Source organism: Citrobacter pasteurii, assembly GCF_019047765.1.
Taxonomy (GTDB): Bacteria; Pseudomonadota; Gammaproteobacteria; order Enterobacterales; family Enterobacteriaceae; genus Citrobacter; species Citrobacter pasteurii.
In genome coordinates this window covers 1,347,460-1,372,401 of sequence record NZ_CP077262.1, presented here as the reverse complement: position 1 = coordinate 1,372,401, position 24,942 = coordinate 1,347,460, and the positions used below count along the sequence as shown (strand labels likewise).

Here is a 24,942-nt window from a genome sequence, read left to right as displayed (position 1 = left end):
TAGTAATTTTGCTGATAAGCTAATAACAGAGAATATTACCACTTCGGGCTAAATTCATTAGCGACTGTTAAATTCGTTAATAATTACCAGTTATATTGATGAGAAATTTCATAAATGTAACCAATGTACGGGAGGCAATTTAGCGCATAATCACCCGGATATCTGTGTTATAATTTTCTGTAATAACGCAGGTATCTGGTAATTGCCAATATGATTTTTTTAATTGCGGAGAAAATAAAGTTTAATCCAGAGGATGGATCGCTAACCCATTGTGCCACACAGGAAACGGTAAAACTCACCCTAACGGCCAGTCGCTTGCTGGAAACCCTATTAGGGGCGTCTGAAGGGATACTATCACGTGAGAAATTATTAACTATGGTATGGGACGATTATGGCTTACAGGCGTCCAATAGCAGCCTTAATCAGTATATCAGCATCTTACGTCGCGCATTATCTGCATTCGGCTGTGAAGAACTGATAATTACTGTACCGAAGATGGGGTTCAGGCTAAATCCCGACATCACGCTTCAGTTAACCCAGACAGTGCCGTTCAGTATACCTGAACAGGTCAATTCTCAACGTGCCGGGAAACTGTTTTCTTTAAAAAATGCGTATCTCACGGTGATTATCGTTCTGACATTATTCATTTGCGGTGCGATCGTTTTTTTTAATACCGTCTCATCGGTCAGTACCAGCCACTACCCGTTGTATAAAGACAGTCTGGCGACCGGGTGCGAGGTGGTGTATATGAAAAATCTGAGTGAGCGAGATCGGGAGAAAGCCAGGCAGAATATTGCTGCCATTCTTAAGGACAATGCTGCCACCTGCGGCCCTGAACAAAAGGTGATATTTGACAGTAATGACTCCTTTACCGCGCGAAGCGCCGGGCGCACCCTTTTTTCGCTTTGCACAGCAGGAAAAAATAATCAAATTATCGCGTGTGACAACGTCTACTACCACAACTGGAAGCAATCATGAAAATTAAATGGATAGTGTGCATGGGTCTTGTCCTGATTGCTGTCTGCCTGGGTGTTTCATTTAACTATGCCCATGGTATCAGTAACTTCAAATGTACGAATCAGTCACGCTATCGTATAACAAGAAATTCAGTGGTATATGATTTCTATGTTAAGCAAACCATTCAATTATATGAAGATAATACGGGATTTATTTCATTTAATGGTAAGGTCGTGGGAGGCGCTGTAACACAAAGCGTGAGCCGTAAAATTCTTCTGCGGGATGGCCGTCAGAGAGATAACCATACTCTCCAATACCAGAATGACGGCGTTCGCAGATTACCAGCAGACCATGTTGAGGATGATATTTTTCAGATCTTACTGGCAGAAGTCGGCGGTGATGACGCAACCCTGATTTTTGAGCGTGAAAGAATTGATAACCACGCCTGGCTTATCGGTAATCCGGATGCCTGGGTTCTGACTTGTGTTGAATATTAAAACAATAAAAGCGTGACTACAGAGTTAAATAATTAAACCTGCAATGACATTAAGTCACCGCCCTTGTTTTAATATTAAATTATAGCAGTATTAAACAACATCCTGAATTTATCATACCGTGTACCAATGGCTACCCCTCATTACGGTTGCGGGTACACAGTGATATTGAATGCGGTGACTGAACTTTTACCAATAAGCATTTGAATTAACTCGTCCATGCCTCCGGAGTAAGGACCATGTTGTATCTGTTTCTTCTTGTACGACAAGAATACGTGTAACTAGCGGAAAAATAAAGGAAGTTATATACCAACCAAACTGAGTCTGCATTGTGCCAGCCTCTGGCTGGCATTCTGTTTTCGTCCGCTCACATATATAACCCTACAAAATTAATTACATCATTATCGCTGAGGATATAAAATTGTTTCGTTATTTACCCCTGATTATCTTTGCCGCTTTTTTAATTACAGCGTGCGAGCAGAAAGAAATAGATTTACCCATTCAACCTCGCACAATTAAAGTTGTGGAGGTGGGAAAGTCTGAAAAGGCCCGTCAACGTATTCTCCCCGCAAGAATTGAGTACAGCGATTCCACTGCACTATCTTTTGAACGCTCCGGCCGTATTGAATGGCTTGATATCCGCCAGGGAACTCCAGTGGCGAAAGGACAAGTGATCGCCCGACTCTCTACCGATGAAGCTCGGCAACGGGTAAAAGAACGGCAGACTACAGCCGACCTTGCACAGCGACAGTTTGAACGCTTCCAGGCATTGTCTGCGCGCCATGCCGTCTCGCGTGATGAGATGGATGTACAACGTGCCAGAAGAGATGCTGCAAACGCGGCGCTACAGATCGCTCGCGAAGAACTGAACCAAATGATACTCACCGCCCCGTTCTCCGGTATCGCTGTCAGTGTAAATGCTCGAAACCATCAGGTTGTGGCAGCCGGACAGGCTATCGCCACTCTGGCTCGCAACGACATGCTCGATGTGGCATTCAGCGTGCCGGAAAACCTGTTTACCGCAATGGACATTCGCAATATGGCCTATCGACCACTGGTGCACATCACTGCACTGCCGGGCCGCCAGTTTCAGGCTGATTACAAAGAGCACTCGGCTAGCAGCAACAATAACACGCTCACCTGGAAGATGATTTTAACCATGCCACGACCGTCTGACTTCCCTGCTGTTGCTGGGGTCAGTGGTACGGTCACCATCGATCTATCAAAACTGCCAGCCAGTACCTTGCGTGAAAAGCTGGTCGTGCCAGTTGAAGCTGTGTTTAACCCGGACAACAGCCCACTCAATCACCCCCACGTCTGGGTGGTAAAGGGCAGCGGCGAGCAGCTTACGCTGGAAGAACGCAGTGTAACCACTGGTGAACTCACCGAGGGCGGTATCGTAATAACACACGGTCTAACAAACGGTGAACGGGTGGTCGCTGCCGGGGTGAATGAAATACATGCTCAGCAGCAGGTTCGTATCTGGACACGTGAGGGGGGACTGTAATGGATATCTCCCGACAGTTTATTAATAATCCCGTCCGTGTCTGGCTGCTCATTCTGTTACTAGGTATCGGCGGTATTTTTGCACTACTTAACATCGGTCGTCTTGAAGATCCAGAGTTTGCGATTAAAAGCGCCGTGGTTGTTACCCTCTATCCTGGGGCATCCGCCGAGCAAGTAGAAGAAGAAGTAACACTGCCACTGGAAAAAGCCCTGCAGCAACTGCCCTATCTGGATAACATCAGTTCGATTTCATCCAACGGGATGTCGCAAATCACAGTGAACATCGCTTCGCACTACCACTCGGATAAATTACCCCAAATCTGGGACGAATTACGTCGTCGGGTAGGTGATGCAGGACGCGTATTTCCGCCTGGTGTCATGCAGCCCTTCGTAAACGATGATTTTGGCGATGTTTTTGGCTTTTTCTTCTCAATTTCCGGTGACAATTTCAGCAATAAAGAGCTTGCACAATATGCCGAACAGCTGCGACGTGAGCTGGTACTGGTACCTGGCGTAGGCAAGGTCATGACCGGAGGAATCATAACGTCACAGATCAATGTAGAGGTGTCACTGATAAAAATGGCTGCGCGCGGCATCACGCCGGCTCAGCTATCCGCTGCGCTGAGTCGACTGAATATTGTGTCAAACGCAGGGGTGATAAAATCTGGTACAGAATCAATCCGTATACATTCCACCGGCGAATTCGAAAATCTTGATGAACTGGGCCATCTGCTTGTTAGCCCAGCGGGTGACAGCGCCAGCACACGCCTGAAAGATATAGCCACACTCACGCGCGGTCTCGCTGATTCACCCTCCAGCATTTATCACGCCAATGGTCAACCCGCCGTGATGATGGGGGTATCATTTATACCCGGTGTTAATGTGATTGACGTGGGACAAGCGCTGAAATCTAAGTTACTACAGATGTCTGAGGAAAAACCCGCCGGTCTGCAGATCGGTGTATTTTACGACCAGTCTGCTGAAGTGGCATCTTCAGTAAATGGCTTTCTTACTAATTTTCTAATGGCGCTGACGATAGTCATCGGAATTTTGGTGATATTCATGGGTCTGCGCAGCGGCATTATTATAGCCCTGTCATTAGCGCTCAATGTGCTGGGCACGTTGTTTATTATGTATCTGTGGGGACTTGAGCTTCAGCGCATCTCCCTGGGGGCGCTGATAATCGCGCTGAGTATGCTGGTAGATAATGCGATAGTGATTGTGGAGGGATTACTCATTTCGCGTCAGCAGGGCGCGTCAGGGGTAAAAGCGCTAAACTTTATTATTCGGCGATCCGCACTTCCACTGTTGGGAGCCACAATTATTGCTATCCTGGCATTTGCTCCTATTGGCCTGTCACAGGACTCAACGGGCGAATACTGTAAATCGCTGTTTCAGGTATTGTTAATTTCACTGATGCTGAGTTGGTTCACAGCCCTAACCATTACGCCGGCACTGGTTAAATGGTGGCTATTTAAAACCGAGTCCCCTCTTAAGCAGCCATCAGGATTCGCTCTCTATAGTGGCAGTTCTTACCGACTCTATCAGCGCATCCTGAATACTCTGTTGGCACACAAAACAGTCACACTTTCAGTCATGGCAGTACTGCTGGCGTTGGCAATCTGGGGCTTTGGCTCGGTACGACAAAATTTCTTTCCTTCAGCCAGTACACCGATTTTTTTTGTGGATCTGTGGCTACCTTATGGTACAGACATCACCTCCACGGAAAAGATGGCTAGTGATATTGAAAAAATAATTAACGGTCGCCCGGGCGTGGTTTCCACGGTGTCAACGATTGGTCATGGCAGCATGCGGTTTATCCTGACTTACAACGGTCAGCGCCAGTACAGCAATTATGCACAAATCATGGTAAGAATGGACAATGAGCGCAATATTGGGGCACTGGCGAGCCAGTTGGATACCGTTATCGCGCAGGATTACCCGCAGGTCAATGCCAGTACCAATCGCGTGATGTTTGGCCCTTCGGGCAGTAGCAGTATTGAGGTACGCATCAGAGGGACAGCGCCCGATATCATGCGCCAGATTGCCAGCAAAGTAAGTACTATTCTGACCGACAATCGCGATACCAGTAGTGTAAGTAACGACTGGCAAAACCGCAGTAAAGTCATTCGCCCGCAATATAATCCAGTGCTCGGTCAAGAGTTAGGTGTGGATAAAAAAGAAGTAGATGACGCGCTGGAAATGAATTTTTCCGGCAGTCGCATCGGACTATATCGCGAAGGCACGGATATGATGCCGATAGTGGTGCGTCCGCCCGAAAACGAGCGGCATGACATTAATCATCTTAATAATGTCCAGGTCTGGAGCCAAAATCAGCAACGCTATATTCCACTCAGTAACGTGGTCGATGGGTTCGTATTGCAATGGGAAAATCCACTGATTCTGCGTCGCGATCGCAGCAGGGTTATGACCGTCATGACCAACCCTGACCCACTGAGCAATGCCACTTCCGCCGATATTCTGGCGCGCGTTCGCCCACAGATTGAACAGATTCCGTTGCCGCACGGTTACAACATTACGTGGGGAGGAGATGCGGAAAGTTCAAGCGAGGCACAGCAAGGCCTGTTCTCTACCCTGCCGTTAGGTTATCTGGTGATGTTCACCATTACCGTGTTGATGTTTAGTTCGCTGAAAAATGCTTTCGCCATCTGGCTTACCGTGCCGCTGGCATTAATTGGCGTTACAGCGGGGTTTTTACTTATCGACATTCCGTTTGGCTTTATGGCCCTGATAGGTTTGCTGAGTCTGAGTGGAATGTTGATCCGTAACGGGATTGTCCTGGTTGAGGAGATTGAGCATCAGAAACAGGTGAAGCCGCAACATGAAGCGATTATATCCGCCGCCACTTCACGTTTACGTCCTGTTCTGCTCACAACCTTCACCACTGTACTGGGTTTCGCGCCACTGCTGAGGGATGTCTTTTTTCAGAGTATGGCCGTGGTTGTTATGTTTGGTCTGGGTTTTGCGACGATCCTTACCTTAATGGTTCTGCCGGTCATCTATGACTGCCTGCACCGTGCGGAGACACCATGAAACATCACGGGGTAAATGTTAAAAATCGACAGACTGCTTGTCGGTTTGCTTTTTTCTGGGGCATGCTGATGTTTGTTTTCAATTATGTACCAGCGCTCGGCTCCTTACTTGCCGCGATTCCGCCGGTCCTTCAGACGCTGATCTTTTTCGATATACAGGCCGGCCTGTTGGTCGCCGGATTTTTCGTGATGCTAAACCTTTCTCTGAGTTCAGTGATGGAGCCACTTATACTCGGCAAACGGCTGAATTTACCACTGACGGTTCAACTACTGGCATTCCTGATCTGGCAGGCACTACCTGGCATAACTGGAACGATACTGGCCATACTCACCTTTTTACTGAAAAAAGTGTGGCGAGCATTACGTGAACTGGAATGGCGTATATCAGCAGACGAGAGAAGTCGTGGAAAGTTACCAATTTTAACCTGAACAAGTTTACCAGTCGGGGACTCGCGTAACGGTAGAAAAAAGAATTCATCCCGGTGGCACCACATGAGAGACGTAAACCACGATTTTCGCCTACGTCAGCTTCATCTTTGCCACCAGGCTTCATCATTTTTACCGCTTTAAACGAAAGTGGCTTTCCCTCTTGTTTTCCTGCCATAAAGACTCCGTTATCATGCACCTTATGCAGTCATGAATTCCTACTGTTAACTGTAGGATTTCATGATATTCGATGAGACAACGTGAAACCTAATGATAACCATAAAATTCACTAACTCATTAAAAATTAAGAAATATGGATATCACACTCCAATGAGTACAATAGAAAATCTAGACTCTCACACGCCGATGATGCAGCAGTATCTCAAGCTGAAGGCTCAGCATCCGGAAATACTGCTGTTTTACCGCATGGGCGACTTTTATGAACTGTTTTATGACGATGCGAAACGCGCGTCTCAGCTGCTTGATATCTCCCTGACCAAACGCGGTGCATCCGCAGGTGAGCCGATCCCGATGGCGGGCATTCCTCACCATGCGGTCGAGAACTACCTCGCCAAGCTGGTCAATCAGGGTGAATCTGTCGCTATTTGTGAGCAGATTGGCGATCCGGCGACCAGCAAAGGGCCGGTTGAACGCAAAGTGGTACGCATTGTCACGCCGGGTACCATCAGCGATGAAGCACTTTTACAGGAACGTCAGGACAACCTGCTGGCCGCCGTCTGGCAGGACAGTAAAGGCTTTGGCTACGCTACGCTGGACATCAGTTCCGGGCGTTTTCGCGTCAGTGAACCCGCAGACCGTGAGACAATGGCTGCGGAACTACAGCGTACCAACCCCGCCGAATTGCTGTATGCCGAGGATTTCGCTGAAACTTCACTGATTGAAGGACGCCGCGGCCTGCGTCGTCGTCCGCTGTGGGAATTTGAAATTGATACCGCCCGCCAACAGTTGAACCTGCAGTTTGGCACGCGAGATCTGATTGGCTTTGGCGTGGAAAATGCCCCGCGTGGATTATGCGCCGCCGGCTGTCTGCTGCAATACGTCAAAGATACCCAGCGCACTTCGCTGCCGCATATTCGTTCCATCACCATGGAACGTCAGCAGGACAGCATCATTATGGATGCCGCCACGCGCCGCAATCTGGAAATTACCCAGAACCTGGCGGGCGGCGTTGAAAACACGCTGGCGTCAGTACTCGACTGCACCGTGACGCCAATGGGCAGCCGTATGCTCAAGCGCTGGCTGCATATGCCTGTGCGCGACACTAAAATCCTCACCGAGCGCCAACAAACCATCGGCGCGCTGCAGGATGCCACCAGCGAATTACAACCCGTGCTGCGTCAGGTGGGCGATCTGGAACGTATTCTGGCACGTCTGGCACTGCGTACCGCGCGTCCACGCGATCTGGCACGCATGCGCCATGCCTTCCAGCAATTACCGGAACTGCGCGCGCAGCTGGAAAGCGTAGACAGTGCCCCCGTGCAAATGCTGCGCGAAAAAATGGGCGAATTTAGCGAACTACGTGAACTGCTGGAACGCGCCGTCGTCGAAGCACCACCCGTGCTTGTACGCGACGGCGGCGTCATTGCCCCGGGCTACAATGAAGAGCTGGACGAGTGGCGAGCGCTGGCTGATGGCGCAACTGACTATCTGGACAGACTGGAAATCCGTGAGCGCGAGCGCACCGGTCTGGATACGCTGAAGGTTGGGTTTAACGCCGTTCATGGCTACTACATTCAGATCAGCCGTGGGCAGAGTCATCTGGCACCGATTAACTACGTGCGTCGCCAGACGTTGAAAAACGCCGAACGCTACATTATTCCGGAACTGAAAGAGTACGAAGACAAAGTTCTGACGTCAAAAGGCAAAGCGCTGGCGCTGGAAAAACAGCTGTATGACGAGCTGTTCGACATGCTGTTGCCGCATCTGGCAGATTTACAGCAGAGCGCCAGCGCGCTGGCGGAGTTGGACGTACTGGTCAACCTGGCCGAACGCGCTTATACCCTGAACTACACCTGCCCGACCTTCACCAATAAACCCGGTATCCGTATTACTGAGGGTCGTCATCCGGTGGTTGAACAGGTGCTGAGTGAGCCGTTTATCGCCAACCCGCTCAACCTCTCGCCCCAACGACGGATGCTAATTATCACCGGGCCGAACATGGGCGGTAAAAGTACCTATATGCGCCAGACTGCGTTGATTGCGCTACTGGCCTACATCGGCAGCTACGTTCCGGCGCAGAAAGTGGAAATAGGCCCGATCGATCGGATCTTTACCCGCGTGGGCGCGGCGGATGATCTGGCATCCGGTCGTTCTACCTTTATGGTAGAAATGACCGAAACCGCCAACATTCTGCATAACGCCACCGAGAACAGCCTGGTGCTGATGGATGAGATTGGGCGCGGCACCTCCACTTATGACGGTCTGTCGCTGGCATGGGCGTGCGCGGAAAACCTGGCTAATAAAATCAAAGCATTAACCTTGTTTGCCACCCACTACTTCGAACTGACTCAGTTACCGGAAAAAATGGAGGGCGTCGCGAATGTGCATCTGGATGCGTTAGAGCACGGCGATACCATCGCCTTCATGCATAGCGTGCAGGATGGCGCGGCGAGCAAGAGCTATGGTCTGGCAGTAGCCGCCCTGGCAGGGGTGCCGAAAGAGGTTATTAAACGCGCGCGGCAAAAACTGCGCGAACTGGAAAGCATTGCGCCAAACGTTGCCGCGACCCAGGTCGATGGTACGCAGATGTCACTGCTTTCAGTGCCTGAAGAGATCTCGCCCGCCGTTGAAGCGCTGGAAAACCTCGACCCGGATTCGCTAACACCGCGCCAGGCGCTGGAGTGGATCTACCGGTTGAAAAGTCTGGTGTAACGTTGTAATGCCCGATGGCGCTTTGCTTATCGGGCCTACAGCAACGCGAGAATGGGTGCAAGAGGACGAAACCAGACCATCAAGACGCGGGGTTTCCCCCGCGTTGTTGCTACTTCTTCGGTTCGTAAGCGAGAACAGCTTTAAACTCCATACCACGTTCTTTAATACTTAACTCGCACAACGAATCTCGCACCATTAACGTGAATCCCAGCGCCGTGAAACACAGCACTACAATTGCCACAAGGGCATATTTTGTCAGCATGTCTTGCCTCCCTGCAAAGAAGAGACTAACATCCAAGTGGTCTAGGTTTGAACGCTAGCCTCAGGTTGATAGAACTATCTCCTGGGGCTTTTGTCTTTCCGGGACCTAACAAATGCTCAAACCCCAAAAAGCCTCAAGCACCCGCCGCTATTCTATTTCAGGTGTCATCTCTTCAAATAAATTAAGCCATTCGCTACGAGCTTGCTCGCAAAATAACAAGCCCCGGATATTCCGAGGCTTAATATTGGTGTGTCCTTCCCGATGGCGCTATGCTTATCGGGCCTACAAAATACCGCTATATGTAGGTCGGGTAAGGCGAAGCCGCACCCGGCGTGTTGATTAGCGCTTATCTTCTGCCAGCAGCGGTGGAATACTCGGCACCATCGGTGCGTCATCCATATCTTTTTGCGTCATACGAAACGCCTGCGGGTAGTGCTCGCGGCTGGTGCGGCGTAGCGGTTCGGTATTACGCCAGGTGTACAGACAATGCTGGCACTGATATACCGTCCAGACGCCTTTTACCGGCGAGTTCGCCATCACTTCAATATGTTCATCGGCACAACGTGGACAAATCATCTGCAACTCCTTATTTACGGTTAGCCAGCATGGCGGTCAGCTTTTCAGCCCAGGCTTTCGTTTCCGGTAAATCACATACCGGCTGGCTGTAGTGCCCACGGTTATCCGGTGCAACCGGCGTGGTGGCATCAATGATTAACTTGTCGGTAATCCCCGCCGGACTGGAACCCGGATCAAGCTCCAGCACCGACATATTCGGCAATTGCACCAGATCCCCCGCCGGATTAACTTTCGACGACAGCGCCCACATCACCTGCGGCAGATTGAACGGGTCAACGTCCTCATCAACCATAATCACCATTTTCACGTAACCCAGACCATGCGGCGTGGTCATCGCCCGCAACCCTACCGCACGGGCGAAGCCGCCGTAGCGTTTTTTGGTGGAGATAATCGCCAGCAAACCGTGGGTGTACATAGCGTTCACCGCCTGTACTTCCGGGAATTCGGCTTTCAGCTGTTGATAAAGCGGTACGCAAGTTGCTGGCCCCATCAGATAGTCGATTTCCGTCCACGGCATCCCAAGATACAGCGATTCAAAAATCGGTTTACTGCGATAAGAGACTTTATCGATACGCACGACAGTCATGTTACGTCCACCGGAGTAGTGACCGGTAAACTCGCCAAACGGCCCTTCGATTTCACGCTTACGGCTTTCAATGACGCCTTCGAGGATCACTTCTGAACCCCACGGTACGTCAAAGCCAGTGAGTGGTGCGGTAGCGATCGGATACGGGCTTTCACGCAGCGCGCCCGCCATTTCGTATTCCGACTGATCGTACTTCAGCGGCGTAGCCCCCATCAGGGTAATAATAGGATCGTTACCCAGGGTGATGGCAATCGGCAGGTCTTCACCACGCTCTTCCGCTTTATGCAGATGCAGCGCGATATCGTGCATCGGCACCGGTTGCAGGCCCAGCTTACGCTTGCCTTTTACTTCCATACGATAAATACCGACGTTCTGCTTACCAAAGTTATCCGGATCCAGCGGATCGCGCGACACCACACAGGCCTTATCGAGATAGAACCCTCCATCGCCATCGTTCAGGCGAAACAGCGGCAGAATATCAAACAGGTTGATCTCCTCACCATCAACACAGTTTTCAGCCCACGCCGGGTTAGCGCGGCGTTCTGGCGCAATCGGGAAGTGGTCCCAGCGGCGAATAAACTCATCAATCTGTTTTTTCACCGGCGTATTGGGCGGCAGGCCTAATGAAATGGCATGATTCTGCCACGAGCCGATGGTATTCATCGCCACGCGGGCGTCGGTAAAACCACGAATATTGTCAAACCACAGCGCTGGCGCACCGTCGCCAATACGTCCGGTCGCGTTAGCCGCCGCAGCCAGATCCGGCTCAGCGTTGACCTCTTCACCGATTTTCAGCAATTGCCCCTGGTCGTCCAGCGCCTGTAAAAAGCTGCGCAAATCATCAAATGCCATTATTCATTCTCCTGTGCAAAATTCTTCGCCTGTCGTAATCCCTGCCAGCGACGGGCGTTGGGGTGTTCCAGACCAAACTGATCGAGCACGCGAGCCACAATGTGTTGCGTGATGTCATCAACCGTTTGCGGGTGGTTATAAAACGCGGGCATCGGCGGGACCATCGCGACGCCCATGCGGGAAAGTGCGAGCATATTTTCCAGATGAATAGTGCTCAGCGGCATTTCACGCGGAACCAGCACCAGCTTGCGCCCTTCTTTCAGCACCACATCAGCGGCACGCCCCACCAACCCTTCCGCATAGCCTGCACGAATACCGGCCAGGGTTTTCATACTGCAGGGGATAATGATCATGCCGTCAGTACGAAACGATCCGGAGGAGATGGTCGCCGCCTGGTCAGCCGGGTTGTGGCAATAATCGGCCAGCGCTGACACATCGCGGACGTTGTACGGCGTTTCCAGTTCAATGGTGGTTTTGGCCCACTTTGACAGCACCAGATGAGTTTCCACCCCCGACATTTCCCGCAGCGCCTGCAGTAGCGACACACCAAGCGGTGCGCCAGTCGCCCCGGTCATTCCTACAATCAGTCTCATTTCATCCTCAAAATTGTTCGTATGCGAACATTTTTATTAAAATACTCCCTCAAGGCATTCCGGGCAAGGGTACCTCGCACAGATTGTTAAAGCAGCAATGGTTAAACTATGACGCATTACCCGTTAAGATAGAGACTAACAGAAATTCCGGAGCTCTCATGCCGTTACGAAATACCGCCTTCCACCTTTTACGCCAGCTTTTTCAACAGCATACGGCTCGCTGGCAACATGAATTACCGGAACTGACCAAACCGCAGTATGCGGTGATGCGCGCCATTGCCGAACAGCCTGGCATTGAGCAGGTTACCCTGACCGAGGCTGCGGTCTGTACCAAGGCGACGCTTGCGGAAATGCTGAGCCGGATGGAAAAACGCGATCTGGTCAGGCGTGAGCACGACCCGGCGGATAAGCGTCGGCGGTTTGTTTATTTGACCGCGCAAGGAGAAGCGTTACTGGCCAGCGCAACCCCGCTGGGAAATAGCGTAGATGATGAGTTTTTGGGGCGATTATCTGATGAAGAACGTGAGCAGTTCACACGTCTGGTGCGTAAGATGATGAACTAATTTGCCGGATGGCGACATAAATGTCCGATCCGACCTACAAAGTCCTGCTCCCCGTAGGCCTGATAAACGCAGTGCCATCAGGCAACAAACATAGAAAAAGGCCAGCCTCACCGAGACTGGCCTTTCTTGATAGAACTTGTGCTTACTCGCGGAACAGCGCTTCGATGTTCAGCCCCTGCGTCTGCAGGATTTCACGCAGACGACGCAGACCTTCAACCTGAATCTGACGAACACGTTCACGGGTCAGGCCAATTTCACGGCCCACATCTTCCAGTGTCGCAGCTTCGTACCCCAGCAGACCAAAACGACGTGCCAGCACCTCACGCTGTTTGGCGTTCAGTTCGAACAGCCATTTGACGATGCTCTGTTTCATATCATCGTCTTGCGTGGTGTCTTCCGGACCGTTTTCCTTTTCATCGGCCAGAATATCCAGCAACGCTTTTTCGGAATCGCCACCCAGCGGGGTGTCTACCGAGGTAATACGCTCGTTGAGTCGGAGCATACGGCTGACGTCATCAACCGGTTTATCCAGTTGTTCCGCAATCTCTTCTGCGCTCGGTTCGTGGTCCAGTTTATGCGACAACTCACGCGCGGTACGCAGATAGACGTTCAGCTCTTTTACAATGTGAATCGGCAGTCGGATCGTACGGGTTTGATTCATAATCGCCCGTTCGATCGTCTGGCGGATCCACCAGGTTGCGTATGTTGAGAAGCGGAACCCGCGCTCAGGGTCAAACTTCTCGACGGCACGGATAAGCCCCAGATTGCCCTCTTCAATCAGGTCCAGCAATGCCAGACCACGATTGCCATAACGACGAGCAATTTTCACCACCAGACGCAGGTTACTTTCAATCATGCGGCGGCGAGAAGCGACATCTCCACGCAGTGCGCGACGCGCAAAATAAACTTCTTCTTCGGCTGTTAACAGTGGCGAATAACCAATCTCACCAAGGTAAAGCTGAGTCGCGTCCAACACACGCTGTGTGGCCCCCTGCGATAACAGCTCTTCTTCAGCCAGGTCGTTATCACTGGGTTCCTCTTCACTCAAGGCTTTCTCATCAAAAGCCTCTACTCCGTTCTCATCAAATTCCGCATCTTCATTTAAATCATGAACTTTCAGCGTATTCTGACTCATAAGGTGGCTCCTACCCGTGATCCCTAACGGAACTAGCACGTGAAAGCCTGGTTCCGCCGAATTATCGCTGCGGTAAATAGCGCAGCGGGTTTACGGATTTCCCCTTGTAACGAATTTCAAAATGCAAGCGTGTAGAACTGGTTCCGGTGCTACCCATGGTAGCTATCTTCTGCCCCGCCTTGATTTCTTGTTGTTCCCGGACCAGCATTGTATCGTTATGGGCGTAGGCACTCAGGTAATCATCGTTGTGTTTGATGATAATAAGATTACCGTAACCACGCAGCGCGTTACCGGCATACACGACGCGTCCATCTGCGGTCGCGACAATAGCCTGTCCTTTGCTGCCTGCAATGTCGATCCCTTTATTGCCACCTTCGGTAGCTGCGAAGTTTTCGATCACTTTGCCGTCAGTCGGCCAGCGCCAGGTAGAAATCGGCGAACTGGTAGAAGTTGAGCTTGCAGTCGATTCGGTTGCACTAACTGCCGGAGCCGTTACAGGCGCTGTGACAACGGTCCCAGCAGGCTTGTTGTTCGGCAACATTTTGTTAGCACTTTGTTCACCTGAATCCTCAGAATACGTAATTGTTGGTTTCGAAGCAACAGCAACGGTGGAATTTTGTGCAGGGTTGGTCACAACTCCTTGCTGTGCTGCATCCGCCTGGGTGATGGCATTACCACCGGTAATCGGTGCACCCGACGCGTTGCCCACTTGCAGAGTTTGTCCGACATTCAGGCCATACGGGGCCGGAACGTTATTGCGTTGTGCGAGGTCACGGAAATCGTTCCCGGTAATCCAGGCAATATAGAAAAGCGTGTCGCCTTTCTTAACAGTATAGGTACTGCCACCCGTATAGCTACCTTTCGGAATATTCCCGTACTGACGATTGTACACAATCCGCCCGTTTTCCATCTGGACAGGCTGTTCTGCAACCGGCTGAATCTGTGTTGGCTGAGTCGCCGGGCGTTGCACCGGTTGGATCTGTGGCGTTTGTTGTACTGTCGCCGTTGATCCCATTTTTGGTGGAGGCGTAATCAGCATGCCGGAGCTGGTGTTCGATGATGCATTGCCGCCAACAGAGCTGACCGGCGCTGGCGGATTCGAGGTGTTTGAACAACCTGCCAGCCATAACGAAACCAGTGACAATGCCGCAATACGGCGAACGGTAAATTTGTGGCTTCCCGCGCTCATTTATCCCCCAGGAAAATTTGGTTAATACCCAGTGACGTAATCACCGTGCAAGGCATCGGGCTGGACACTGGAAAACGTGACCACGATACGCTTACTAATTCCAGAATATCCAGGAAAACTCCAGGTATTCAGCAGCGTTAGCTACGCCAGCTCCCCCTTGACTAAGGGAACAAAGCGTACGGCCTCCACGGTGTCGATAATAAATTCGCCTCCCCGACGACGAACCCGTTTCAAAAACTGGTGCTCATCGCCCACGGGCAAGACGAGAACGCCGCCTTCATCCAACTGCATCATCAATGCCGTTGGGATCTCAGGCGGTGCTGCCGTCACAATGATAGCGTCAAACGGCGCTCGAGCCTGCCAACCTTGCCATCCATCACCATGACGGGTCGAAACATTATGTAAATCAAGCTGTTTCAGGCGACGACGCGCCTGCCATTGCAAACCTTTAATGCGCTCAACAGAGCACACATGATGCACCAGATGCGCCAGGATAGCCGTCTGGTAGCCAGAGCCGGTACCAATTTCCAGAACCCGCGATTGCGGCGTTAGCTCCAGCAGCTCGGTCATGCGAGCCACCATATAGGGCTGTGAGATGGTCTGCCCCTGGCCAATCGGCAGGGCGATATTATCCCAGGCCTTATGTTCAAACGCCTCATCAACGAACTTTTCACGCGGCACTGCGGCGAGCGCATCCAGGACATGCTCATCTCTGATGCCCTGCGCACGTAATTGTTCAAGAAGAGTGTGTACGCGTCTGCTTACCATTGCGTGTCGACTCCCACGCTGTCTAACCAGTCAGAAACAACCTCATGCGCACCGTATGCGGTTAAATCAACATGCAGCGGCGTGATGGAAACATAACCTTCATCAACGGCAGCAAAATCCGTATCCGGACCGGCATCGCACTTTTCGCCCGGCGGGCCAATCCAATACAGCGTATTGCCACGCGGATCCTGCTGTGGAATCACCTGATCCGCAGGATGACGGCTGCCGCAGCGGGTGACGCGGACCCCTTTAATCTGATCCAGCGGTAAATCCGGCACGTTGATATTCAAAATGCGTCCGGTGCGCAGCGGTTCACGACTCAGCGCCCGTAAGATACGACAGGTTACTGCGGCAGCGGTATCGTAGTGTTTATGACCATCAAGTGAAACAGCCAGCGCAGGGAACCCGAGGTGACGACCTTCCATCGCCGCCGCCACGGTACCGGAATAGATGACATCATCACCCAGATTTGGACCCGCATTAATACCAGAAACAACAATGTCCGGACGCGGACGCATTAATGCGTTCACGCCCAGATAGACGCAGTCGGTAGGCGTACCCATTTGTATGGCAATATCGCCGTTATCATAGGTAAACGTGCGAAGCGAGGACTCCAGCGTCAGCGAATTAGACGCGCCACTGCGGTTACGATCCGGGGCAACCACCTGTACGTCAGCAAACTCACGCAGCGCTTTCGCCAGCGTTTGTATACCGGGTGCGTGGACCCCATCATCGTTACTCAGCAATATACGCATAATCACCCATTGTGTTAATAAGTTCCCTTACAACACTGGTGGCGAAGCTACCTGCCGGTAGCCAGAAGCGCAACTCAACGGTTACGTCATCCCACCAGTTCCAGCTTAATTGTTGTGGATACAGCAATATAGCGCGGCGCGATGCCTCAACTTTCTCGCGCAATAACAGAGACTGTAGCGCGGTTTCGTCAGCAATAGCGGCCTCTTCAAACGCCAGAGCATCGCGCTGAGTTCCCCACTCACCGCTGCCCGGCAATGCCGCTGTTATCATCAATTCTTTCTCATCGACGCGACGCTGTAATTCGGTCTGTTCTTCCCGTGTGGCAACAAACCAGCTTCCGCGTCCCGACAATTGTAGCGCATCGCCGTCAACAACTTGATTAAAGTCTGTTTTTTTCAGGCGTTCATTGACTATCTGATTAAACAACGCGCTACGGGCCGCCGACAACCAAAAACTGCGTTTATTGCGATCGCGCACCGGCGCATCGCTTTGCGCCCAGCGTAACGCCCCTTGCAGGTTGCTACCGCCGATACCAAAACGTTGAGCGCCAAAATAGTTCGGTACACCGCGCTCGCTAATCGCCTGTAAACGCGCTTCAACATCATCACGCTCGCTCACTTCACGCAACACCAGCGTAAACGCGTTGCCTTTCAGTGCGCCTAAACGCAGCTTACGCTTGTGGCGGGCGTACTCCAGCACTTTACAGCCTTCAAGCTCAAATTTGCTTAAATCGGGCATTGCATTGCCCGGTACGCGCGCGCACAGCCACTGTTCCGTGACCGCATGCTTATCTTTCTGCCCGGCAAAGCTGACTTCGCGGGCGTGGATTTTAAGGAATTTGGCCAGCGCGTCAGCCACAAAACGGGTGTTACAACCGTTTTTCAGAATACGCACCAGAACGTGCTCGCCTTCGCCATCCGGTTCGAAGCCTAAATCTTCGACGACGACAAAGTCTTCCGGATTGGCTTTCAGAACTCCGTGGCCGAGTGGTTTACCATGGAGATAGGTCAGATCTTCAAACGCTGTCATTTCGTTGCCTTAATGAGTAACGCCACCGCTTCACAGGCAATCCCTTCCCCACGCCCGGTAAAACCGAGTTTTTCCGTGGTGGTCGCTTTCACGTTAACATCATCCATATGGCAGCCGAGATCCTCGGCAATAAACACCCGCATTTGCGGAATGTGCGGCAGCATCTTCGGCGCCTGAGCAATAATAGTGACATCCACATTACCAAGCGTATAGCCTTTAGCCTGAATACGCCGCCAGGCCTCACGCAATAACTCGCGGCTATCGGCACCCTTGAACGCTGCATCGGTATCCGGGAAGAGTTTACCGATATCACCCAACGCCGCAGCCCCCAGCAGGGCATCGGTTAGCGCATGTAATGCCACATCGCCATCAGAATGCGCCAGCAATCCTTTTTCGTATGGGATGCGCACACCACCAATGATAATTGGGCCAACACCGCCAAAGGCGTGTACGTCAAAACCGTGTCCAATTCGCATTATGTCTTCTCCTGGTATACACATCATCCTTCAAGCTGCTTCTTTGTTGGCTACCTTTGTTCACCCCAGCCACTTACTTATGTAAGCTCCAGGGGATTCACTCAGTTGCCGCCTTGATGCAGCTTGAATGATTTTGTGTCTAGATTCTTCGGGTCAGATAAAATTCCGCCAGTGCCAGATCTTCCGGACGGGTGACTTTAATGTTGTCAGCGCGTCCTTCAACCAGCAGCGGATGAAAGCCGCAATATTCCAGTGCCGAAGCCTCATCCGTAATGGTTGCGCCTTCGTTTAGAGCTCGGGTCAGGCAATCGTGTAACAGCTCACGTGGGAAATACTGCGGTGTCAACGCATGCCATAAATCGGTGCGTTCGACCGTATGAGCAATCTCAGTCTTACCTGGCTCGGCACGTTTCATGGTGTCGCGTACGGGAGTCGCCAGGATACCGCCGATACGGCTGGTTTCACTTATTGCCAGTAAGCGGGCTAAATCATCCTGATGCAGACATGGCCGCGCGGCATCATGCACCAGTACCCACTGAGCGTCTCCAGCGGCTTGCAAACCGGCAAGGACAGAATCGGCACGCTCATCGCCGCCATCCACCACGGTAATTTGCGGATGCGCTGCAAGTGGTAGTTGGGCAAAGCGGCTGTCGCCGGGACTGATCGCGATAACGACACGCGTCACCCGGGGATGCGCCAGCAGCGCATCAACCGAGTGTTCAAGAATGGTTTTATTGCCAATTGAGAGGTACTGCTTAGGACACTCCGCCTGCATTCGGCGGCCAAATCCGGCAGCCGGCACCACGGCGCAAACGTCCAATAAAGAGGCTGCCATGTTAAATCCTTGGCTGGTTTATCGATTGTTTTGCCCTGCGGTCTGTGCGCGTTTAGACGCGTCAGGGACCAGGCGATAAAACGTTTCGCCCGGCTTAGTCATGCTGAGTTCGTTGCGTGCGCGTTCCTCGATAGCTTCCTGACCGCCATTGAGATCGTCAATTTCAGCAAAGAGCTGATCGTTACGCGCTTTAAGTTTCGCGTTTGTAGCTTGCTGCGCAGCAACATCATCGTTGACGCGACTATAGTCATGTATGCCGTTCTTACCGAACCACAGCGAATACTGCAGCCAGACTAATAAAGCCAGCAACAGCAGCGTTAGTTTACCCATCCTGCCCCCTGAAAAACGGCATTAACATCCCATAACTTCCGCAGACAACTTTACATCAACGGTCGGGAATGCCGCGACAACGCGGGCAAATGTACCACATTTGCCCGTTGTTACGTATACCTCGTGTAAGGAGAACATAATCTCATTGTTGGTTACGGTTTGAATTAGAGCTGTCGGTATGCAGCACCACTCGCCATGAAAAAAGGGAAGTAAACCTAGCCCAGCAGCCACAGGAACAATGCGCCAAACATCGACCCAACCACCAGCAGGGTAAACGTAACGCTTAGCAGCAGCCGTCCCTGCATAAGCGAATGCAGGGCAATACCCGCCACAATGGCGACGGGCAGCAACGCGAGGAAAAAAGGCCAGGTATAAAGGAAAAAAAATAGCGTATTAGGGCCATACATCAGGCATGGGAACCCCAGCGCCAGCAACCACGCAGCAAAACCGACAACGGCACCCGGTAGTGACCAGGTGGTTTCGTCGTCGGCGGCGAAGGTATCTGAGTCTGTAATGGTAATGTTATGGCTGTTACGCATATCGAATCCTGTGACCGTGACTGACCGGGCATACAAGCTCGGGTGTCTCAGGATCTGATAATATCTTCCTGCCTCAGCAGGTCTAATAATTGGGGTACCAAATTTGTTACCAATTGTTCACCATCAAGATGAATCTCTGGCGATTCAGGCGCTTCGTATACCGAGTCGATTCCGGTGAAATTGCGCAACTCCCCCGCCCGCGCTTTTTTATACAGCCCTTTTGGATCGCGTGCTTCACACGTTGCTAATGGCGTATCGACAAACACCTCTATAAAACGCCCATGACCCACACGTTCGCGAACCATCTGTCGTTCAGCACGATGAGGGGAAATAAAGGCCGTCAGTACCACCAGCCCCGCATCCACCATCAGGTTAGCCACTTCGCCAACCCGACGAATATTCTCCTTACGATCGGCATCGCTAAATCCGAGATCGCTGCACAAGCCGTGGCGCACGTTATCACCGTCCAGCAGATAAGTGCTAACCCCCTGCTTGTGCAATGCTTCTTCCAGCGCCCCTGCTACCGTGGATTTACCGGAACCAGAGAGTCCGGTAAACCACAGCACAACACCACGATGACCGTGGCGTTGTTCCCGCTGTTGCGGCGTAACAGGATGGGCATGCCAGACGACGTTTTCGTCATGCAGCGCCATTATTTTCCTCCCAGCAGATCGCGCGCACCCCAATGTGGAAAGTGGCGACGCACCAGCGCATTAAGCTCCAGTTCAAACGCGCTGAACTGGGATGCCATGGCCTGCTCCTGGACGATCGGCTCGCGTACCAGTCCAGCACCGACGGTGACGTTGGTCAGACGGTCAATGATAATCAGGCCGCCCGTCACCGGATTATGCTGATAGGTGTCCAGCACCAGCGGCTCATCAAAGGTCAGATTAACCAGACCGATGCCGTTTAGCGGCAGCGCTTCAACGTCACGTTGGGTCAGGTTATTAATATCGACCTGATACTCCACGCTATCAACACGCGCACGCGTCTTCTTGCCTGCGACTTTGATGTCGTAGCTCTGCCCTGGTGACAGCGGTTGTTCCGCCATCCACACCACATCAACGGCAGCGCGTTGCACCGTCGACAGCGTTTCCTGGGCATCAAGCAGCAGATCGCCCCGGCTGATGTCGATCTCATCTTTTAGCACCAGGGTAATGGCTTCACCTGCATGTGCTTCCTGCAAGTCGCCATCAAACGTGACAATCCGGGCGACGCTGGACTCAACGCCGGATGGCAGCACTTTGACGCGCTGTCCCACCTTCACACTACCGGAGGCCAACGTTCCGGCATAACCACGAAAATCAAGATTTGGGCGGTTCACATACTGCACCGGGAATCGCATCGGCTGAGTATCGACAACGCGCTGGATTTCAACAGTTTCAAGCACTTCCAGCAGCGTCGGGCCGCTGTACCACGGCATGCTGAAACTTTGCGACGCCACGTTGTCACCTTCCAGTGCTGAAAGCGGTACAAAACGGATATCCAGGTTGCCCGGCAACTGCTCTGCAAAGGTCAGATAATCTTCACGAATCCGGTTAAATGTCTCTTCGCTAAAATCCACCAGATCCATTTTGTTGATCGCAACGATCAGATGTTTTATTCCCAACAGCGTGGAGATAAAGCTGTGACGACGCGTCTGATCCAGCACGCCTTTACGTGCATCGATCAGCAGGATCGCCAGATCGCAGGTCGACGCGCCAGTGGCCATGTTACGGGTGTACTGCTCATGGCCGGGGGTATCCGCAATGATAAATTTACGCTTCTCGGTAGAGAAATAACGGTAGGCCACGTCGATGGTGATGCCCTGCTCGCGCTCGGCCTGCAAACCATCAACCAACAACGCCAGATCGAGCTTTTCGCCCTGGGTACCGTGACGTTTGCTGTCGTTGTGCAGCGATGAGAGCTGATCTTCGTAGATCTGTCGGGTATCATGCAACAGACGTCCAATCAGAGTACTTTTCCCATCATCCACGCTACCGCAGGTTAAAAAACGCAGCAGGCTTTTGTGTTGTTGGGCAATCATCCAGGCTTCAACGCCGCCTTCATTAGCAATTTGTTGTGCAAGTGTCGTGTTCATGGCGGCTCCTTAGAAATACCCCTGACGTTTCTTCAGCTCCATGGAGCCCGCCTGGTCGCGGTCAATCACGCGGCCCTGACGTTCACTGGTGGTTGAAACCAGCATCTCTTCGATGATTTCCGGTAGCGTCTGCGCGTCCGACTCCACCGCGCCAGTGAGCGGCCAGCAGCCGAGAGTACGGAAACGCACCATACGTTTTTTGATAACCTCACCAGGCTGCAGATCGATTCTGTCGTCATCAATCATCATCAACATGCCATCGCGCTCAAGCACCGGACGCTCTGCGGCAAGGTACAGCGGAACAATGTCGATGTTTTCCAGCCAGATGTACTGCCAGATATCCTGTTCCGTCCAGTTAGAGAGCGGGAATACGCGAATGCTTTCGCCTTTGTTAATCTGGCCGTTGTAGTTATGCCACAGTTCCGGACGCTGGTTTTTCGGGTCCCAGCGATGAAAACGATCGCGGAAGGAATAGATGCGCTCTTTCGCGCGCGATTTCTCTTCATCACGGCGTGCGCCGCCGAATGCTGCGTCAAAACTGTATTTGTTCAGCGCTTGCTTCAACCCCTCGGTTTTCATAATGTCGGTATGCTTGGCGCTACCGTGGACAAATGGGTTGATCCCCATCGCCACCCCTTCCGGGTTTTTATGCACCAGCAGTTCGCAGCCGTAGGCTTTTGCCGTGCGGTCACGAAACTCATACATCTCACTGAATTTCCAGCCGGTATCAACGTGCAGCAGAGGAAACGGCAGTGAACCAGGATAAAACGCTTTGCGCGCCAGATGCAGCATTACGCTGGAATCCTTGCCGATGGAATACATCATCACCGGATTCGAAAACTCGGCGGCCACCTCACGAATGATATGGATGCTCTCCGCTTCCAGTTGCCGCAGGTGGGTAAGTCGTTTTTGATCCATAACCGTTCCTATGTATTGCCGTTATTTTGCTAACGAAGTTCAGATAACCTGACTATAGGGAGGGCAAGAGAGCGAATGAAATTACGAATTGGAATGAGTAGTTCCTCAAAGGAATAACGATTTGGAAAAGCAAAGTTCAAAAAGTGCTTAAGCCGCCGGATTTCGGGCATTTAGGAGCAAATGAAATTGTTTTACCTCGATCACAGTTTCATACTAGCGGCTGAAAATTTCTGCTTGGTATTTAAGGACTCACTATGTTTTCCGCATTGCGCCACCTGACTACCGCCCTGGCGCTCGGCGCGTGCTTTATCCTTCCCGCACAGGCAACCTCTTCGAAGCCCGGAGATATGGCAAATACTCAGGCCCGATATATCGCAACATTCTTCCCTGGCCGCGTGACGGGCTCTCCGGCAGAAATGCTATCTGCTGATTATTTACGTCAGCAATTTCAGCAGATGGGCTATCGCAGTGATATTCGGACGTTTAATAGCCGTTATGTTTATACCGCCAAAGACAACCGTAAGAACTGGCATAACGTTACGGGCAGCACCGTCATTGCAGCGCATGAAGGCAAAGCGCCGCAGCAGATTATTATCATGGCGCACCTCGACACTTACGCCGCGCAGAGCGATGCCGATTCCGATGCTAATCTGGGCGGATTAACCTTGCAGGGCATCGACGATAACGCCGCAGGTTTGGGTGTCATGCTGGAATTGGCTGAAAAACTTAAAAATGTGCCGACACAGTATGGCATTCGGTTTATCGCCACCAGCGGCGAGGAAGAAGGCAAACTGGGTGCAGAAAATATCCTCAAGCGCATGAGTGCGGCTGAGAAGAAGAATACCCTGCTGGTTATCAACCTCGATAACCTGATCGTCGGGGATAAGCTCTACTTCAATAGTGGGAAAAGAACCCCGGAAGCCGTACGAAAACTGACGCGCGACCGGGCGCTGGCAATTGCACACAGCCGCGGTATCGTCGCCAGTACCAACCCGGGCCTGAACAAAGACTATCCGAAAGGAACCGGATGTTGTAACGATGCCGAGGTCTTCGACAAAGCGGGAATCGCCGTGCTCTCGGTAGAAGCAACCAACTGGAACCTGGGTAAAAAAGACGGCTATCAGCAACGCGCCAAAACTGCCTCTTTCCCCGCCGGTAACAGCTGGCATGATGTGCGGCTGGATAACCAACAGCATATCGATAAAGCGCTTCCAGGCCGGATTGAACATCGCAGCCGCGACGTGGTACGCATTATGCTGCCGCTGGTAAAAGAACTGGCGAAAGCAGGTAAATCCTAAAGAAGAAGCCCGGTAATATGTAAATGTTACCGGGCTTTTAGCCGTTACCCTTCGTGCAATCCGCACTCTCTTTTCAGCCCAAAGAACCGCGTCTCTTCTTCCGCCATCCCCGGCTCCCATTTGCGGGTGGTATGGGTATCGCCGACTGACAGATAGCCTTGATCCCACAGTGGATGGTATTTCAGGCCGTGTTTTTGCAGATACTGGTATACCGTACGGTTGTCCCAGTCGATAATCGGCAGCACTTTAAATACGCCACGCTGAATAGCCAATACCGGTAAATGTGCACGGCTACCGGACTGCTCGCGGCGCAGACCCGCAAACCAGGTTTGCGCGTCGAGTTCCTGTAGCGCCCGGTTCATCGGTTCGACTTTGTTGATGTCATTGTATTTCTCAATGCCTTCAACACCTTGTTCCCACAGCTTGCCGTAGCGCGCTTCCTGCCAGGCCGCGCTCTCTTTCGCCCGGTAGACCTGCAGGTTGAGTTTGAGTTTGTCCGTTAACGCATCGATAAACTGGTAGGTTTCCGGGAATAAATAGCCAGTATCGGTGAGGATCACCGGGATATCCGGGCGAACCTGGTTCACGAGATGCAGGCTGACCGCCGCCTGAATGCCAAAACTTGATGAAAGGACATATTCGCCGGGCAGGTTTTCCAGCGCCCACGCCACGCGATCCTCGGCACTCAGTTTTTCCAGTTCGGCGTTGGTTTCTGCCAGAGCTAATACGCGTTCGACTTTCGGCAGTTCATTCAGCGTGTTTAGATCGAGTTGGGACATAAGTTCCTCACTGTGTGCCTTGCCTGATGGCGCTTCGCTTATCAGGCCTA

The 24,942-nt window shown here is 51.9% G+C and carries 24 protein-coding genes and 1 pseudogene; 8 read left to right on the top strand and 17 right to left on the bottom strand.

The window, feature by feature from the left end:
• Positions 1-210: 210 nt before the first annotated feature.
• From I6L54_RS06655 to mutS, 6 genes and pseudogenes are all read left to right on the top strand, one after another.
• Positions 211-978, top strand: a complete 768-nt coding sequence (locus I6L54_RS06655) for a winged helix-turn-helix domain-containing protein (RefSeq protein ID WP_040232227.1) — start codon at positions 211-213, stop codon at positions 976-978.
• Positions 975-1,454, top strand: coding sequence for a FidL-like protein (locus I6L54_RS06650; RefSeq protein WP_040232226.1), 480 nt, complete (start codon positions 975-977; stop codon positions 1,452-1,454). The genes I6L54_RS06655 and I6L54_RS06650 overlap by 4 nt, the downstream gene beginning before the upstream one ends.
• A 418-nt stretch (positions 1,455-1,872) precedes the next feature.
• On the top strand, positions 1,873-2,958 hold the full coding sequence (locus I6L54_RS06645) for an efflux RND transporter periplasmic adaptor subunit (RefSeq protein ID WP_040232224.1): 1,086 nt from the start codon (positions 1,873-1,875) through the stop codon (positions 2,956-2,958).
• Positions 2,958-6,011, top strand: coding sequence for an efflux RND transporter permease subunit (locus tag I6L54_RS06640; protein WP_040232223.1), 3,054 nt, complete (start codon positions 2,958-2,960; stop codon positions 6,009-6,011). Before I6L54_RS06645 ends, I6L54_RS06640 begins: the two co-directional genes overlap by 1 nt.
• Before the next feature lie 41 nt (positions 6,012-6,052).
• Positions 6,053-6,439 (top strand): annotated as a pseudogene (locus tag I6L54_RS06635) (AI-2E family transporter); the annotation flags it as partial.
• A gap of 327 nt (positions 6,440-6,766) precedes the next feature.
• The gene (gene mutS, locus I6L54_RS06630; RefSeq protein WP_040232222.1) at positions 6,767-9,328 is read left to right on the top strand and encodes a DNA mismatch repair protein MutS; all 2,562 of its coding nucleotides are present in this window, start codon (positions 6,767-6,769) and stop codon (positions 9,326-9,328) included.
• A gap of 109 nt (positions 9,329-9,437) precedes the next feature.
• On the opposite strand, the gene I6L54_RS06625 is transcribed toward mutS, so the two are convergent.
• The 4 genes from I6L54_RS06625 to I6L54_RS06610 form a co-directional block, all read right to left on the bottom strand.
• Positions 9,438-9,590, bottom strand: coding sequence for a Hok/Gef family protein (locus I6L54_RS06625; protein WP_003034202.1), 153 nt, complete (start codon positions 9,588-9,590; stop codon positions 9,438-9,440).
• A 339-nt stretch (positions 9,591-9,929) separates the two neighbouring features.
• Positions 9,930-10,166: a non-oxidative hydroxyarylic acid decarboxylases subunit D gene (locus I6L54_RS06620; RefSeq protein ID WP_005130838.1), complete on the bottom strand. Its 237-nt coding sequence runs from the start codon at positions 10,164-10,166 to the stop codon at positions 9,930-9,932.
• Positions 10,167-10,176: 10 nt separating this feature from the next.
• Positions 10,177-11,604: a non-oxidative hydroxyarylic acid decarboxylases subunit C gene (locus I6L54_RS06615; RefSeq protein ID WP_040232221.1), complete on the bottom strand. Its 1,428-nt coding sequence runs from the start codon at positions 11,602-11,604 to the stop codon at positions 10,177-10,179.
• Entirely contained in the window at positions 11,604-12,197 is a 594-nt protein-coding gene (locus I6L54_RS06610) for a non-oxidative hydroxyarylic acid decarboxylases subunit B (RefSeq protein ID WP_040232219.1), read from the bottom strand. Before I6L54_RS06610 ends, I6L54_RS06615 begins: the two co-directional genes overlap by 1 nt.
• A gap of 158 nt (positions 12,198-12,355) precedes the next feature.
• Here I6L54_RS06610 and I6L54_RS06605 point away from each other — a divergent pair, with 158 nt between their 5' ends.
• Entirely contained in the window at positions 12,356-12,760 is a 405-nt protein-coding gene (locus I6L54_RS06605; protein WP_005130843.1) for a MarR family winged helix-turn-helix transcriptional regulator, read from the top strand.
• A 142-nt stretch (positions 12,761-12,902) separates the two neighbouring features.
• On the opposite strand, the gene rpoS is transcribed toward I6L54_RS06605, so the two are convergent.
• The 12 genes from rpoS to cysD form a co-directional block, all read right to left on the bottom strand.
• On the bottom strand, positions 12,903-13,895 hold the full coding sequence (gene rpoS / locus I6L54_RS06600; protein ID WP_000081498.1) for an RNA polymerase sigma factor RpoS: 993 nt from the start codon (positions 13,893-13,895) through the stop codon (positions 12,903-12,905).
• A gap of 61 nt (positions 13,896-13,956) precedes the next feature.
• Complete coding sequence (nlpD, locus tag I6L54_RS06595; RefSeq protein WP_338079053.1) at positions 13,957-15,039, bottom strand: murein hydrolase activator NlpD; 1,083 nt, start codon at positions 15,037-15,039, stop codon at positions 13,957-13,959.
• A gap of 186 nt (positions 15,040-15,225) precedes the next feature.
• Entirely contained in the window at positions 15,226-15,852 is a 627-nt protein-coding gene (locus I6L54_RS06590) for a protein-L-isoaspartate(D-aspartate) O-methyltransferase (RefSeq protein WP_005130872.1), read from the bottom strand.
• Positions 15,846-16,607 carry a 5'/3'-nucleotidase SurE gene (surE, locus tag I6L54_RS06585; protein ID WP_040232216.1) on the bottom strand — a complete coding sequence of 254 codons (762 nt, stop codon included), beginning with the start codon at positions 16,605-16,607 and terminating at the stop codon, positions 15,846-15,848. The genes I6L54_RS06590 and surE overlap by 7 nt, the downstream gene beginning before the upstream one ends.
• Positions 16,588-17,637 (bottom strand): tRNA pseudouridine(13) synthase TruD, encoded by a 1,050-nt coding sequence (gene truD, locus I6L54_RS06580; protein WP_040232214.1) that lies wholly within the window; start codon positions 17,635-17,637, stop codon positions 16,588-16,590. The genes surE and truD overlap by 20 nt, the downstream gene beginning before the upstream one ends.
• Positions 17,634-18,113: a 2-C-methyl-D-erythritol 2,4-cyclodiphosphate synthase gene (gene ispF, locus I6L54_RS06575; protein WP_005130881.1), complete on the bottom strand. Its 480-nt coding sequence runs from the start codon at positions 18,111-18,113 to the stop codon at positions 17,634-17,636. The genes truD and ispF overlap by 4 nt, the downstream gene beginning before the upstream one ends.
• Positions 18,114-18,252: 139 nt before the next feature.
• Positions 18,253-18,948 carry a 2-C-methyl-D-erythritol 4-phosphate cytidylyltransferase gene (ispD, locus tag I6L54_RS06570; RefSeq protein ID WP_005130882.1) on the bottom strand — a complete coding sequence of 232 codons (696 nt, stop codon included), beginning with the start codon at positions 18,946-18,948 and terminating at the stop codon, positions 18,253-18,255.
• Between the two features lie 18 nt (positions 18,949-18,966).
• Positions 18,967-19,278, bottom strand: a complete 312-nt coding sequence (gene ftsB / locus I6L54_RS06565; RefSeq protein WP_003034163.1) for a cell division protein FtsB — start codon at positions 19,276-19,278, stop codon at positions 18,967-18,969.
• 215 nt (positions 19,279-19,493) lie between these two features.
• Positions 19,494-19,817, bottom strand: a complete 324-nt coding sequence (locus I6L54_RS06560; protein ID WP_040232213.1) for a DUF3561 family protein — start codon at positions 19,815-19,817, stop codon at positions 19,494-19,496.
• 47 nt (positions 19,818-19,864) lie between these two features.
• Complete coding sequence (gene cysC / locus I6L54_RS06555; RefSeq protein WP_005130888.1) at positions 19,865-20,470, bottom strand: adenylyl-sulfate kinase; 606 nt, start codon at positions 20,468-20,470, stop codon at positions 19,865-19,867.
• Positions 20,470-21,897 (bottom strand): sulfate adenylyltransferase subunit CysN, encoded by a 1,428-nt coding sequence (cysN, locus tag I6L54_RS06550; protein WP_040232211.1) that lies wholly within the window; start codon positions 21,895-21,897, stop codon positions 20,470-20,472. Before cysN ends, cysC begins: the two co-directional genes overlap by 1 nt.
• A 9-nt stretch (positions 21,898-21,906) precedes the next feature.
• Positions 21,907-22,815 carry a sulfate adenylyltransferase subunit CysD gene (gene cysD / locus I6L54_RS06545; RefSeq protein ID WP_040232210.1) on the bottom strand — a complete coding sequence of 303 codons (909 nt, stop codon included), beginning with the start codon at positions 22,813-22,815 and terminating at the stop codon, positions 21,907-21,909.
• A gap of 254 nt (positions 22,816-23,069) precedes the next feature.
• Between cysD and I6L54_RS06540 the strand changes: the two genes are divergently transcribed.
• Entirely contained in the window at positions 23,070-24,113 is a 1,044-nt protein-coding gene (locus I6L54_RS06540) for an aminopeptidase (RefSeq protein ID WP_005130892.1), read from the top strand.
• A 44-nt stretch (positions 24,114-24,157) separates the two neighbouring features.
• Here the strand turns inward: I6L54_RS06540 and cysH are convergent, their stop codons facing one another.
• Positions 24,158-24,892, bottom strand: a complete 735-nt coding sequence (gene cysH / locus I6L54_RS06535) for a phosphoadenosine phosphosulfate reductase (protein ID WP_040232208.1) — start codon at positions 24,890-24,892, stop codon at positions 24,158-24,160.
• Between the last annotated feature and the right edge of the window lie 50 nt (positions 24,893-24,942).